12 protein-coding genes are annotated in these 13,515 nt (G+C 40.2%); 9 read left to right on the top strand and 3 right to left on the bottom strand.

The window, feature by feature from the left end; genetic code table 11:
- Window positions 1-250 precede the first annotated feature (250 nt).
- Window positions 251-1,588 carry a DNA-processing protein DprA gene (gene dprA, locus TW85_RS02180; protein WP_046015443.1) on the bottom strand — a complete coding sequence of 446 codons (1,338 nt, stop codon included), beginning with the start codon at window positions 1,586-1,588 and terminating at the stop codon, window positions 251-253.
- A gap of 247 nt (window positions 1,589-1,835) precedes the next feature.
- Between dprA and def the strand changes: the two genes are divergently transcribed.
- The 6 genes from def (at window position 1,836) to ybaK (ending at window position 8,615) form a co-directional block, all read left to right on the top strand.
- Window positions 1,836-2,345, top strand: a complete 510-nt coding sequence (gene def / locus TW85_RS02175) for a peptide deformylase (RefSeq protein ID WP_046015442.1) — start codon at window positions 1,836-1,838, stop codon at window positions 2,343-2,345.
- A gap of 116 nt (window positions 2,346-2,461) precedes the next feature.
- Complete coding sequence (fmt, locus tag TW85_RS02170) at window positions 2,462-3,439, top strand: methionyl-tRNA formyltransferase (protein ID WP_046015441.1); 978 nt, start codon at window positions 2,462-2,464, stop codon at window positions 3,437-3,439.
- 68 nt (window positions 3,440-3,507) lie between these two features.
- Window positions 3,508-4,812, top strand: a complete 1,305-nt coding sequence (rsmB, locus tag TW85_RS02165; protein ID WP_046015440.1) for a 16S rRNA (cytosine(967)-C(5))-methyltransferase RsmB — start codon at window positions 3,508-3,510, stop codon at window positions 4,810-4,812.
- A gap of 399 nt (window positions 4,813-5,211) precedes the next feature.
- The gene (gene trkA / locus TW85_RS02160; protein ID WP_046015439.1) at window positions 5,212-6,585 is read left to right on the top strand and encodes a Trk system potassium transporter TrkA; all 1,374 of its coding nucleotides are present in this window, start codon (window positions 5,212-5,214) and stop codon (window positions 6,583-6,585) included.
- 99 nt (window positions 6,586-6,684) lie between these two features.
- Entirely contained in the window at window positions 6,685-8,133 is a 1,449-nt protein-coding gene (locus tag TW85_RS02155; protein ID WP_046015438.1) for a TrkH family potassium uptake protein, read from the top strand.
- Between the two features lie 8 nt (window positions 8,134-8,141).
- Window positions 8,142-8,615, top strand: coding sequence for a Cys-tRNA(Pro) deacylase (gene ybaK / locus TW85_RS02150; protein WP_046015437.1), 474 nt, complete (start codon window positions 8,142-8,144; stop codon window positions 8,613-8,615).
- A gap of 108 nt (window positions 8,616-8,723) precedes the next feature.
- Here ybaK and TW85_RS02145 read toward each other — a convergent pair whose 3' ends face one another.
- Window positions 8,724-9,617 (bottom strand): lysophospholipid acyltransferase family protein, encoded by an 894-nt coding sequence (locus TW85_RS02145; RefSeq protein ID WP_046015436.1) that lies wholly within the window; start codon window positions 9,615-9,617, stop codon window positions 8,724-8,726.
- Window positions 9,618-9,855: 238 nt separating this feature from the next.
- Here TW85_RS02145 and gmhB point away from each other — a divergent pair, with 238 nt between their 5' ends.
- On the top strand, window positions 9,856-10,413 hold the full coding sequence (gene gmhB / locus TW85_RS02140) for a D-glycero-beta-D-manno-heptose 1,7-bisphosphate 7-phosphatase (RefSeq protein ID WP_046015435.1): 558 nt from the start codon (window positions 9,856-9,858) through the stop codon (window positions 10,411-10,413).
- Between the two features lie 52 nt (window positions 10,414-10,465).
- On the opposite strand, the gene TW85_RS02135 is transcribed toward gmhB, so the two are convergent.
- Window positions 10,466-11,083, bottom strand: coding sequence for a DJ-1/PfpI family protein (locus TW85_RS02135; protein ID WP_046015434.1), 618 nt, complete (start codon window positions 11,081-11,083; stop codon window positions 10,466-10,468).
- 83 nt (window positions 11,084-11,166) lie between these two features.
- Between TW85_RS02135 and TW85_RS02130 the strand changes: the two genes are divergently transcribed.
- Both TW85_RS02130 and TW85_RS02125 read left to right on the top strand, forming a co-directional pair.
- On the top strand, window positions 11,167-12,507 hold the full coding sequence (locus tag TW85_RS02130) for a PLP-dependent aminotransferase family protein (protein WP_046015433.1): 1,341 nt from the start codon (window positions 11,167-11,169) through the stop codon (window positions 12,505-12,507).
- A gap of 144 nt (window positions 12,508-12,651) precedes the next feature.
- On the top strand, window positions 12,652-13,452 hold the full coding sequence (locus tag TW85_RS02125; protein WP_046015432.1) for an arylamine N-acetyltransferase: 801 nt from the start codon (window positions 12,652-12,654) through the stop codon (window positions 13,450-13,452).
- The last annotated feature ends 63 nt before the right edge of the window (window positions 13,453-13,515 follow it).

The following is a 13,515-nucleotide window of genomic DNA, read 5'->3' as shown; positions in this document are numbered from 1 at the left end:
TAAACAGCTTAAAACAATTAAACGGCTTAAAACAATAAGCCGTTTTTTTTGTTCTTTCGTTTTATTCCCATAGTAAGTAATAGTGTCTTTCGTTATTTCTCTACCTCAGCTCAAAGCCTCATCATTTCGTTCTCAACCTTGCCTTTTAAAAACTGTAACTTCAAATACACTAATGGCTTTAACTCTAATGGGCTTTAAAAGCACAAAAAAATAGAAGAAAAAAAAGCTTTAGCGAGGTGAATAAAAACAACTAACGACTAGATTCGAGCCGCCGAGCGTATCCAGTAATGAGTGGGTCAAGTATTTCTGCTAGCTCTAATTCCATACAAATCTGCATAACTTCATCAATGGTAAAACCGCTTAAGCTTACTAGTTGATCTAGTTCAAATTCATTCTTCATACCCTTTTGAACCAGACAATCATCTACTTCACTTAAAAGGAGTTGAGCTTTTTCTGGCAGTGATTTAACACAAACAGAGGAGGGGATAACTTGTTTTTCGATCCGTGTTTCACGTGAAACATGAGGTTTCATACTCTCTTTTTGCCTAGGGTACACATTCTTATCTTGCTTAAAATTAAGATCATTTTGCTTTTGAGCAAGCAACTGGGGCTCACGTTTGAGAATAGGAAACTCAGTTAATACATCCTCAGCGCAGGTAATTAACTTAGCGCCTTGTTTGATAAGATCTAAACAGGCAGCTGATGCAGGATCGATAATTCGACCAGGCACAGCAAATACTTCTCTATCATGCTCTAAGGCGTAATTAGCACTGATGAGTGAACCGCTTTTAAAGCTTGCTTCCACCACTATCACTCCTAAACTCAAACCACTTATGATGCGATTACGAGCAGGGAAGAGCCTCGCCTGAACGTTAGTTTTAAGAGGGTATTCACTTAACAAGCAGCCTTGATGATCAATAATAGAATGAAAAAGCGAGGTATTATGTTTAGGGTAAAGGTTGAGTAAACCAGCTCCCATAACAGCAATACTACTCCCTTGAATACTCAGTGCGCCTTGATGAGCTGACGTATCAATCCCTATTGCTCCACCACTAACAATGCTAACCCTTTGTTCTGCTAAAGATTGAGCCAGATTAAACGCGGTATCTAAACCATAGGCAGTCGCTTTTCTGGCACCAACAATTGCTAGGCGAGGAAGAGCTAATGCAGTGAGATCACCTTTGATATATAGAAAGAGTGGTGCCACTGGTATTTCATTTAAGCTACTAGGGTAAGCATCTTCTCCACGAAATACCAAGTGATGAAGAGGGCTTTGATCCAGCCAATCTAAAGTTAGATTAAGCTGAGTTTTTGTCTCATCGTCTAACCAACCATGAGCGATATATGTAATGGCTTTATTGGCGGTTTCACTTGGCCACTTTAGTTGAATGAGCAACTCATAACTCACTAATCTTTTAGCCGAGTAATTATGACTTAACCTACTTACCTCTTGTTCAAAAGAGATAAGGTAAGTAAAAAGCCTATCTAATCTGGCTGGCCCAACACCTTTAATAAAACTTAGTGTGAGCCAGTCTTGCTTCGATAAACAAGTGACCCCTGATAATACTGGTTCCTGTGTATTTTCCATTTAGCGCATTCCTTGCGTCTATTTACTCTTATGGGAGAGGTGAACTAATGGGCTTTATCATTAATAATTATTCGATATAGGGTGTAAAACACTACTCTATTAATTCACATACGGTACAATAATAAGAATATATTTTGATCTAACTCCTATGTATTTGAATCATGCTTTTGCTATAGATTTACTTAAGACTCAAGCGCTATTCAATATGTTGGAAATGAAAACTAACTAATTTATACGGTAATTTAAAATGGCTGTTCTACCTGTTCTCGAATATCCTGATCCACGTCTACGAACTGTAGCCAAGCCTGTGACTGATTTTAACGATGCCTTGCAAGTCAAAATAGATGACATGCTTGAGACTATGTACGATCAAAACGGTTTAGGTCTTGCTGCAACCCAAGTTGATTTTCATCAACGTGTGGTTGTAATGGATTTTTCAGAAGAAAAAAATGACCCTATGGTTTTTATCAACCCTAGATTTGAAGTGCTAGATGATGCACCAAATGAAGAGCAAGAGGGTTGCCTATCTGTACCCGGTTTTTATGAGCATATTTATCGTGCAGCAAGAGTAAAAGTAATTGCTCTTGATCGTCATGGCAAAGAGTTTGAAAAGAAGGTAACTGGGTTGCTTGCTGTATGTGTACAGCATGAGATAGATCACCTAGACGGAAAACTTATGGTGGATTATCTATCACCACTTAAGCGCAACCGCATTAAAACGAAACTGGTGAAAAACCAAAAACGCATGCGTGCTTAAGACAAAGCTTTTATTCGATTTAGCTCACCGACTCTTTATTCGGTAAATCAGCGGCTAATCGATACCCCCATTTTTAAATCAGGCTACGGCCTGATTTTTATTGAAAGAGCCAAAATATGCCTCAAGAAAAAACGCCATTAAAAATTGTATTCGCAGGTACACCTGAGTTTGCTGCTGCCAGCCTCAAAGCCTTGATCGATTCATCTAACAATGAAAATCATCAAGTCATCGCTGTTTATAGTCAGCCAGATAGGCCAGCAGGAAGAGGGCAAAAACTTGTTGCTAGCCCAGTTAAGCAATTAGCTTTAGCACATGAGATTCCTGTGTATCAGCCGCTTAACTTTAAACTTGAAGAAGATAGGCAAGTACTTGCTAACCTTGATGCAGATATCATGGTTGTAGCAGCCTATGGTTTGATTCTTCCAAAAACTGTATTAGATACTCCTAAGCTTGGCTGCATCAATGTACATGCGTCCCTGTTACCTAGATGGCGTGGTGCTGCACCTATCCATAGATCTCTAATTGAAGGGGATAAGGAAACTGGCATCACCATAATGCAAATGGATGTGGGATTAGATACAGGTGATATGCTGAGTAAAGTCAGCTGTGACATTCTTGATGACGACACCTCAGCTGATCTACATGACAGGCTAGCCCCTTTAGGTGGCTCACTCTTGGTTGAAACACTTGGACAAATTAAAGAAGGCAAGCATCAAGCTGAGAAACAAGATGATGCACTCGCTAACTATGCAAGCAAGTTAACTAAGCAAGAAGGTCTGATTGATTGGCACACACCAGCAGCAGACCTAGCGCGTAAAATTAGAGGTCTATCACCTTGGCCTGGAAGTTATCTTGAAACTGAAAAAGGTAATATCAAGATACATCAGGCAAGCCTTCATAGCTTAGAAGTGAACTCATTTGAGCCAGGTACTGTGATAGAGATAAATAAGGATAGTGTTATCGTTGCCGCTCAAGAGGGATCAATTGCCTTACAAATGGTGCAGTTTCCAGGGGGCAAACGGCTTGCTATTCGAGATGCTTTAAACGGGAAGTTTAAAACAGCCTTTACTGTTGGCAGTCAAATAGGGGGCTAATTTTTTGTCTAACCTAGTAGCAGCTAATAGGACTACTAGGCTAGATAATTAACTTGTAAGTGAAAATTATGAACGAAAAAGTTAGCAGTGTCAGACTTGTTGCCATTCGAATACTTGAAAGTATCCTTCTCAACAAGGGCTCTTTGAGCACCCAATTAGCTCGCAAACAAGCTGATGTTAAAGCTGAGCATATCCCACAATTAAAAGAGATTTGTTTTGGGGTAAGTCGCCATTATCCAAAGTTGAATAGCTTTGCTTTACACATGTTAGATAAGCCTTTCCAAGAAAAGGATTACGATGTATATGCTGCCATTTTAGTTGCCTTGTATCAGATAGATTATATGGATACACCAGAACATGCAGCCGTAAATGAAGCTGTCGAAAGTGCTAAGCTAATTGGCAAACCTTGGGCAGGTAAATTAGTTAACGCTATTTTAAGACGCTACTTAAGAGAAGCAGATGATATTAAAGCCATCCTGAAAGAGATGCCTTCTGTTGCTCACGCTCACCCTAAATGGATTCTAAAGCGTTTCAATAAGCATTGGACTAACGACTTTGAGCAAATTGTCGCAGCAAATAACGCTCGCCCTCCTATGTGCCTAAGAGTTAATTTGTCTCGTGTTTCACGTGAAACACAAATGGAAAAATTATCTAAGCAGGGTATAGAAAGTGAGAAAGGTGAGTTTTCTGAGTCAGCTATCTATTTGAATCAAGCCGTATCTGTACAGTCATTACCTGGTTTTTTTGATGGTGACATGAGTGTGCAGGATGAGGCTGCTCAACTTAGTGCCTTTATTTTGGCGCCAAAACAAGGAGATAAAGTACTCGATGCCTGTGCTGCTCCGGGGGGTAAAACTGGCCATTTACTAGAAAGTGCGGACATTCATCTGACAGCCATTGAATTAGAATCATGGCGCTTGGCTAAAATAGAAGAAAACTTAGAAAGGCTCAATTTTAATGCAGAGTTAATTTGTGCTGATTCAGGGGATCTCAACGCTTGGTGGGACAAAGTCGAATTCGATAAAATTTTATTAGATGTTCCTTGTTCTGCCACAGGTGTGATTCGTCGTAATCCAGACATTAAAATTAATCGTAAGCCTGCTGATATCGATGAACTCGTCACTATTCAAAAACAGTTAATTGAGCAAATTTGGTTAACACTAAAACCCGGTGGAAGAATGCTTTATGCCACTTGTTCACTTATGCCTGAAGAGAACGAACAACAAATGGCGAGCTTCTTAAGCAAGACTCAAAACGCTAAAGAAATCATGCTTGATGTACCTTGGGGTAAAAAGGTGAGTCACGGAATCCAATTATTCCCAAAACAAAATAGCCATGACGGTTTCTACTATTGCTTAATAGAGAAGAGTTAATGCGGCTTTAAATTGTATAGCACTAAGCAAGCGTTTGAACGAACAAGTATGCCCTTTCTTCCTTACTAAAATGCATAAGGAGTAGGGGCAAACTGTTTCCTATCATGGAATTTTTCCCTAGTAATAATCACACAGACATTGACCTAAATAAGCTTGAATCAATGAGCTGACACTAAAAATCACCTACATATTTTCTCGACAAAACTTTTCCTCATCAAAAGCTATTTGATAATGACTATTTCGCAGTCTAGAGCAAATTAATCCAGTTTATTTTCTTATTAGCATTAATTAATTAGCTCGACTTGTTTAAAATTAACGCGATATTTCTTTTTACATTAGGGCAGTGGCCCCATCTCATCTAGGTCGACAAAGATCACCTAGAGCAGCTCAGGATACTTCATGAAAATCATCATATTAGGTGCAGGTCAGGTTGGTGCAACTCTCGCTGAAAATTTAGCGAATGAAGATAATGACATAACCGTTGTTGATATGGACGACAAACGCCTACGTGAATTACAAGATAGGTTGGATATTCAAACAGTTGAAGGCAGTGCCTCTCATCCTGATGTATTAGAAAGAGCAGGTGGTGATGACGCTGACATGTTGATCGCGGTAACCAACCAAGATGAGATCAATATGGTTGCCTGCCAAATAGCAGAAACCCTATTTAAAACACCGACAAAAATAGGCCGTGTTAGGTCGAATGCCTACGCCAGTCGACCAGAAATTTATGGCTACAATGGCTTGCCTATTGATGTGCGTATCAGCCCTGAAAAAGAAGTGACTCGCCATATTAAGCGCTTGATTCAATATCCAGGTGCACTACAAGTTATGGAGTTTGCAGAAGGTAAGGTTCAGCTTGTGGTAGTAAGAGCTGAAGTAGGGGGACCTCTCATTGACCAACCTATTAGTTTCTTGAAAGAGCACATGCCTTCTATTCAAACTCGTATTGCAGCGATTTACCGTGACGGCCAATCTATCCAACCTGCTGGAACAACTCATATTCGCGCCGATGATGAAGTCTTCTTTTTGACGGCTCAACGAGATGTATTAGATGTCATGAGTGAGTTGCGACGTTTAGATAATCCTTATCGTCGTATCATGATTGCTGGAGGCGGTAATATCGGTGAGCGTTTGGCACAAAGTTTAGAAGATGAATACCGAGTAAAGATAGTAGAACGAGGTCTACCAAGGTGCCGCTACTTATCTGAAAACCTTAACAACACCATAGTCCTACATGGTGATGCTTCTAAACAAGAACTCTTATTAGAAGAGAATATTGAGTCTACCGACGTATTCTGCGCACTTACAAATAACGACGAAGCAAACATCATGTCTTCTATGCTAGCCAAGCGATTGGGTGTGAGAACCGTGATGACAATTATCAATAACCCAGCCTATGTCGATATCGTGCAAGACGATATGATAGACATAGTTATCTCTCCTCAGCATATGACCATAAGTACCTTGTTGTCCTTCATTCGTCGTGGTGATGTGGTAAATGTTCACTCACTCAGAAAAGGCGCAGCTGAGGCTTTAGAAGCCGTCGCTCACGGTGATTATAAATCCTCTAAAGTGGTTGGAAGAACCATAGCAAATATTAACTTACCAGAAGGGGCGACAATAGGAGCTGTGGTAAGAGATGAAGAGGTTCTAATTGCAACGGGTGATCTTATGATTCAGGCTGAAGACCATGTGATTATCTTCGTTTCTAACAAAAAACAAATTCCAGCAGTCGAGCAATTATTCCAAGTAGGCTTAACCTTCTTCTAAAGAATCAATCGCTAACAAGACACTCAAATTACTCATTGAATTAGAACAATCACCTAAAGCGCACTAGATTAATCAGAAGCGCCAACATTAGGAAAGCAAATGCACATCAAGGTCATTTTTCGCGTTATTGGCATTTTGGTTATGGTCTTCAGCTTAACCTTGATTCCGCCTTTAATCGTGTCCCTTATCTACCAAGATGGTGATACTCACGCTTTCTTATACGCCTTACTCATTAACCTAATAGGGGGTTTTTGTATGTGGCTTCCCTTTAAAGGGAACCGTAAAGAATTAAGAATACGTGATGGCTTTATCATTACCGTCTTGTTCTGGTCAGTACTGGGCTTATTTGGTGCCGTACCTTTCATGCTGGTTGACTCTCAAGCACTCTCATTTACCGATGCCTTATTCGAGTCTATTTCGGGCCTGACAACCACAGGGGCAACCATTCTAACCGGCATAGATGATATGCCCCATGCTTTATTATTCTATCGCCAACAACTTCAATGGCTTGGTGGTATGGGTATCATTGTATTGGCCGTCGCTATCATGCCGATGCTGGGTGTCGGTGGTATGCAGCTTTATCGTGCAGAAACACCAGGCCCTGTAAAAGATTCTAAACTAACACCAAGAATCGCTGAAACAGCAAAAGCCCTTTGGTACATATACGCTTCTTTAACCATTGCTTGCGCATTAGGTTTTTGGGCGGCAGGAATGAGCTTGTTTGATGCTATCTGTCACAGCTTTTCAACCGTTGCCATTGGTGGTTTCTCAACCCATGATGCCAGCATAGGTTATTTTGATAGCCCTATGATAGAAGCCATTGCCGTAATCTTTATGATCATTTCGGCATTGAATTTTGGTTTGCACTTTTACGCTTGGCGTAGCCGCTCAATCATGCATTACTTCAAAGACTCTGAAGTGAAATTTTTTGGTTTTATTCTGCTTTGTACCATTACCATTACCACCTTGGTACTTGCGATGACATCCAGCTATGAATGGTCAACTGCATTTAGATACGCCATGTTCGAAAGTATCTCCATTGCCACAACAACAGGCTTTGGCACCGAAGACTTTTCAACCTGGCCAAATACCTTACCTTTCTTATTAATCGTCACCTCTTTTGCCGGTGGTTGTGCCAGCTCCACCGGTGGTGGTATGAAGGTAATTCGTATTCTACTTATCTTAAAACAGGGCTTTCGTGAGATTCAGCGCTTAATTCACCCTAACGCCATTATCCCAGTAAAACTCGGTGGTAAAGCAATTCATGAAAGAGTTATCTCTGCAGTATGGGGCTTCTTCTCAGCTTACTTACTGGTTTACGTAATACTTATGATAGGTTTAATGGCAACAGGCTTAGATCAGCTCACAGCATGGTCTGCTGTTGCAGCAACATTAAATAACCTAGGTCCGGGCTTAGGTGAAGTAGCAGCCAACTTTGGTTCTATCAGTGATCCTGCAAAATGGATGTTGTGCTTCTCTATGCTATTAGGGCGTTTGGAAGTCTTTACGCTATTGGTATTATTCACGCCTATGTTTTGGCAAAGGTAAGGACTGCGATGACACCGGCATGCAACTTCCTCAAAAAGAAGAAGATTCCGTACAGCTTGCATGAGTACGAACACGACAGCCAATGCACCCAGTTTGGGTTAGAAGCAGCAGATAAGCTAGGACTCGAACCTGCTAGTGTTTTTAAGACATTATTAGTCAGTGATGGTACTAAGCTGTTTGTGACAATTATTCCTGTCACTCACACCTTAAGCTTGAAAAAAGCAGCCGCTCATTTTGGTGTTAAGAAGCTCATCATGGCAGACCCAAATGAAGCGCAAAAAAGCAGTGGTTATTTGGTTGGGGGAATTAGCCCTATTGCACAAAAGAAAGCCTTGATTACCGCAGTTGATCAAAGTGCTAAAGCGTTAGTAAGTATTTACGTTAGTGGAGGTAAAAGGGGGTTAGACATAGGCCTTAAACCAGCTGACCTCATTAGTGCTTGCGGCAGAGCTCAATTCGCCGATTTAAAAGATGACAATTGAAGCGAGTCGTCTTATTTATAACAGATAAACCAACACAAAAAAGGCGCATTAAAATGCGCCTTTTTTAGTGAGTATTTGCAAAACAAACACTGTTAATTAGCTTCTAAACTAGCCTCTTGGATAGAGAGAATGACCATCTGGTTGTTTCTTAAAACGTTTATATTCCCACTGATATTGCTCAGGATGTAATTCAATAAGCTTTTCGATAGAGCGGTTCATCGCTGCGACAGACGTCTCAATGTCATCGGAATAAAAGTCTTCATCAACTGGCTGCATAGCCACTTCATATCCACCTTTAACTCTAAAAGCAGCACCGATAAAAGCCTTAGCACCCGTCTTATTAACCAGTTGCGAGGTAAGTGTCATGCTATAGGCCTGTTGTCCATAAAATGGCACATAAACACCACCACCATCTTTAGGAACCTGATCCGGTAAAATTCCTACCAAACCACTACTTTTTAAAGCTCTCATTAATTGCATCACACCTTTGCGATCAGTTGGAACCAACTCAGAGCCAGCTCTTTCTCTCGCATCGCGAATAAAGCAATCAAGCTTCTTAGCATTTTTTACAGGGCGGTACATGGCAGTTAGAGGTCTAAACTGTGCCAAGTAATAATTCATCATTTCCCAGTGACCAAGATGGGGTGCTAGTACTAATACTCCAGAATCACTTTTAACCGCTTCTTCAAAGGCAGAATTATCATTGCTATTTGGTTTTAGTAGAGCGAGGACTTGTTCCTTAGGTTTGGTCCAAACATGACTCATTTCAAGGGCAGTTTGTCCCATGTTTTTCAATCTATCGTTGCGAATAGCGAGTCTTTGATCAGCATTTTTTTCAGGTAAACAAAGTTTTAAGTTGATGTCGATTGCGTTAACTGTACGACGATTACGCTTAACAAACGTATGGCCAAATAAGGCGCCTAATTTTTGTACCAGAGAGAAGGGCAACAAACCTAAAAAACGTAAAATATAAATAAAAAGTGAGCCTAACCGATTGTTCATAATATCCCATTCAAGAAAAGAAGACGCCTTGTTCACCTAGCATAAGAATCAATACCAAGATCTATTAAAGTATAATGGCGCTATTGTAAAAGATTCAGCCAGCTTCTGCTTGCCTTTATCTTGTCCGCCTTAATATGGCCTAGTTTGGAATAGTTAAACAGTAATGATGTGAAACAAATGTTATTAACCTTGTTTCAAAGCCTTTATAATGCCTCAACTCAATCGCCAGGATACCAGCATGACTCAAATTAAGCCTATCATTTTGCTCGATAGAGATGGAGTGATAAACCAAGACTCTGATCAATATGTGAAATCGTTAGAAGAGTGGATTCCAATTCCTGGCAGTATAAAATCCATTGCAGCTTTATCTAAAGCAGGCTTCAAAGTCTTTGTTGTGACAAACCAATCCGGCATAGCAAGAGGCTATTACGACATTGATACCTTAGATGCCATGCATAATAAGATGACGCAATTGGTCGAAGCTGAGGGTGGTAGTATCAGTGGTATTCGTTATTGCCCACATGGCCCAGACGATCAATGCGATTGCCGCAAACCAAAAGCGGGTATGATAGAGTCTATTGAAGCAGAGCTTGGCGTTAACTTTGAAGAAACACCTGCGATCATGGTGGGTGACTCAAAACGTGATTTAGAAGCAGGGCATGCCAGAGGCTGTAAAACAGCCTTAGTACTTACAGGCAAAGGTAGAGAGACTCAATACAAAGAGATAGACTTTCACTTCCAAGTTTATACAGACCTTGCCGCCTTCACCTTAGCAACCCTTTACCAATACAGTTAAAAAGTACAGATTCTTATAAATCTATTTAATAGATACAAATTATAGAAAGAGACTAGTTATAAGATGAGTCTCTTTCTATAAAAGGTATAACTTGCTGCATAACAAGCTCAACATACGCCTCTTTTTCACCCACAGGGGCAACATAATCTATTGCACTTTTCATCGCCTCAACCCCTTCTAAACGTGCGATAACCCAAGCAGCTAAATAGGTAGAAGACAAGCAACCACCAGCTGTTGCTGTATTTTGATTTGCATAAAAGGCCTGATTTAATACTTTGACACCTGCTTCTTGCACCCAAGGTTTAGTGGTTAAATCCGTGCAAGCAGGCACCTCGTTTAATAACCCTAATTTAGCTAATACAAGCGCGCCTGAACATTGAGCGCCAATTAGCTGCCGACTTGGGTTTAAAGAAAGCTGCGAAATAATACTTTGATCAAGCACCACATCACGGGTTTTCATGCCACTCCCTACCAGTACCACATCAGTCTTAGAGGCTTCAATTAAGTCAATTTGCCTATCAACCAGCAAACCATTCATTGAGGTAATTTGAGGACTAGAGCCAGCTATAGAGACGCGCCAATTAGGCTTTTTAATTCGGTTTAAAATGCCATACGCAATAAAAGAGTCCAACTCATTAAAACCATCGAAAGTAAGAATAGAAATGTGCATAGTATTTGTCCTTTAGGCTGTTTAGAATGCCATTCTAAGGTTAAATTTCATGACAATAAAAAAATTGTTCTAGGTACAATTTTATGAGCACTCAAAAATATAAAACTATTTTAGATCGGCAGGCTGAGGATATTAGGCAAAGAAAATACCAGCCAGGAGCAAGACTAGTCACCCATAGAAAGTTTGCTTCACAAGAAAAAATAGCACTATCAACTGCCTCAAAAATTTATCAAGAATTAGCTAAAATGGGGCTAGTAAGTTGTGAGGTTGGACGAGGTACCTTTGTAAAAGAAAGCCAAGTTCCACCTAGTCATGGTATTAAGCAAGCAGCATTAGCAGAGGGGATGTTGGACCTTAATTTCAATTCACCTATCCTAGAGAACCAGCCTAAAATGCTAAGGGATGCTTTAAGAAAGTTAAGCTACTCTGGTGACTTAGCCTCCTTATTAAGTTACCAACCCCATAATGGTCGACTAAATGATAAAAGCGTAATAAAAAACTATTTAGCTCATCATAATATCAGCGCTGAAACACAAAACATGGCAATCGTTAATGGTGCCCAGCAAGGTCTGGCGCTGACTGTTATGTCTTTATTAAAACCAGGGGACCTAATCGCTGTTGATGCGATTACCTACCCAGGTTTTAAACTTCTGGCCCAAGTACATGGTTTAGAGCTGATTGCGATACCTATGCTAAATCAATGTACAGACCTCAATGCATTAACCCAAGCCTGTGAGCAGCGAAAAATCAAAGCTATCTATTCAATGCCCACATTACATAACCCCTTAGGCTCAGTAATGGGGTTAGCACAAAGAAAACAGCTAATAGAGATAGCAAGAAAACACCAACTCACCATAATAGAAGATGCCGCCTACAGTTTTCTTGAGACTCAAGCACCACCAGCCTTGGTGACTCTGGCTCCTGATATCACCTTCTATATATCCGGCTTCTCAAAAAGTCTTGCCACAGGTTTAAGGGTCGGGTTTATCCTCTCACCCACGAAATGGGTTTCATCAATTGAGAGAAGTATTCGGGCTACAACGTGGAACACCGCAGGCTTGTTGTCAGCACTAACTTGCCAATGGATTGAAGATGGCAGCATCTATCACCTAGAGCAGGAGAAACGTTTAGATGCGATCAAAAGACAAGAAATAGTCAAAAAAGTATTTCATGAATTGAGCTATCAATCTCATCCCGCCTCTTATTTTTTATGGCTACCTTTGCCGGAGGATGTGAGATCAGACTTATTAATCAAGGCCTTATTAGATCTCAATATTTCTGTTTCTAATGCTGAGCCTTATGCCACCACAGAACATACCCCCCAAGCAGTTCGCTTAGCTTTAGCTTCTGTTGAGATTAGTAAATTAGAAAGTACCTTAACCTTAATAAAAGAAACGATTGAGTTTCAGGCCTTAGGAATGTGATAGATGAATGAGGTGAATATAGGGCCATTAAGCTGCTAACAAAATACTATTGACTTAAACTTAACTTCAACTTTTATACTCACACCTAGTTAAAGATTACGTCAATAAAAAGCCCCATTAATAGCCATTGAAGGTTGACTCTAAATGAATGAGCGTATGTTAGAAGCCTATTTAAATAAAATTGAAATGACTGCCCCTAAAGATCTTAATAGGACGTATTTGAAGCTACTACATGCCTCTCAACACACAAAAATTCCTTTCGAAAATCTAGATATAGTTAATGGCAATCCCATACTTTTATCTGAAGAAGCGCTTTTTAACAAACTGGTTATGAGCCAACGGGGAGGCTACTGTTTTGAGCTAAACGGCTTGTTATTAAACGCTCTTATTCAGATGGGGTTTGAAGCAAGAGCCCTGTTGGCAAGAGTACATTTAGCAGAGGAACCAAGCGGGCGCAGCCATCAAGTCACACTTGTCACCCTAGAAGATGAGAAGTGGGTGCTGGATGCAGGTTTTGGCTCCCAAACACCAAGAGAGCCACTTCCCTATAGGCTAAACGAAGAGTTAAAGACAGACTCCCAAACATTTCGTTTTGTTGAAGATCAGTTTTATGGGGCGATCTTGCAGATAAAAACAGAAGAAGAGTCTTGGTTAGATTTATACAGCTTAGATATGAGCTATGTTTGCAAAGGTGATATCGAGTACGCCAACCATTATACCTCTACACACCCAAACTCAGCTTTCACTTCACGTTGTATCGCCACAATTAGAAATCATGATGGCATAACAACACTCTTAAATGGAAAGGTGAAAGTAAAAACAGAGTTAGGTGTTACCGAATACAACTTAGATACTAAAGATACTTATATGAGCACACTCAAAGATACCTTTGGCATAGACATGGATATTGAATTTAAGACACTAACAAAATATGACGCTATATAATTTCTATCATAAACTCATATCGCACAAACAAAAAAAGCAGCCATTAGGCTGCTTTTTTTGTTT

Source organism: Marinomonas sp. S3726 (assembly GCF_000967665.1).
Lineage (GTDB): Bacteria > Pseudomonadota > Gammaproteobacteria > Pseudomonadales > Marinomonadaceae > Marinomonas.
The sequence above is the reverse complement of the archived record's forward strand: the minus strand, read 5'-3'. Positions and strand labels throughout refer to the sequence as shown.

Excerpts from the sequence above, each read along its gene's own strand:
- dprA (WP_046015443.1), bottom strand. The coding sequence starts at position 1,588 with ATGGAAAATACACAGGAACCAGTATTATCAGGGGTCACTTGTTTATCG.
- def (WP_046015442.1), top strand. The coding sequence starts at position 1,836 with ATGGCTGTTCTACCTGTTCTCGAATATCCTGATCCACGTCTACGAACT.
- fmt (WP_046015441.1), top strand. The coding sequence starts at position 2,462 with ATGCCTCAAGAAAAAACGCCATTAAAAATTGTATTCGCAGGTACACCT.
- rsmB (WP_046015440.1), top strand. The coding sequence starts at position 3,508 with ATGAACGAAAAAGTTAGCAGTGTCAGACTTGTTGCCATTCGAATACTT.
- trkA (WP_046015439.1), top strand. The coding sequence starts at position 5,212 with ATGAAAATCATCATATTAGGTGCAGGTCAGGTTGGTGCAACTCTCGCT.
- TW85_RS02155 (WP_046015438.1), top strand. The coding sequence starts at position 6,685 with ATGCACATCAAGGTCATTTTTCGCGTTATTGGCATTTTGGTTATGGTC.
- ybaK (WP_046015437.1), top strand. The coding sequence starts at position 8,142 with ATGACACCGGCATGCAACTTCCTCAAAAAGAAGAAGATTCCGTACAGC.
- TW85_RS02145 (WP_046015436.1), bottom strand. The coding sequence starts at position 9,617 with ATGAACAATCGGTTAGGCTCACTTTTTATTTATATTTTACGTTTTTTA.
- gmhB (WP_046015435.1), top strand. The coding sequence starts at position 9,856 with ATGACTCAAATTAAGCCTATCATTTTGCTCGATAGAGATGGAGTGATA.
- TW85_RS02135 (WP_046015434.1), bottom strand. The coding sequence starts at position 11,083 with ATGCACATTTCTATTCTTACTTTCGATGGTTTTAATGAGTTGGACTCT.
- TW85_RS02130 (WP_046015433.1), top strand. The coding sequence starts at position 11,167 with ATGAGCACTCAAAAATATAAAACTATTTTAGATCGGCAGGCTGAGGAT.
- TW85_RS02125 (WP_046015432.1), top strand. The coding sequence starts at position 12,652 with ATGAATGAGCGTATGTTAGAAGCCTATTTAAATAAAATTGAAATGACT.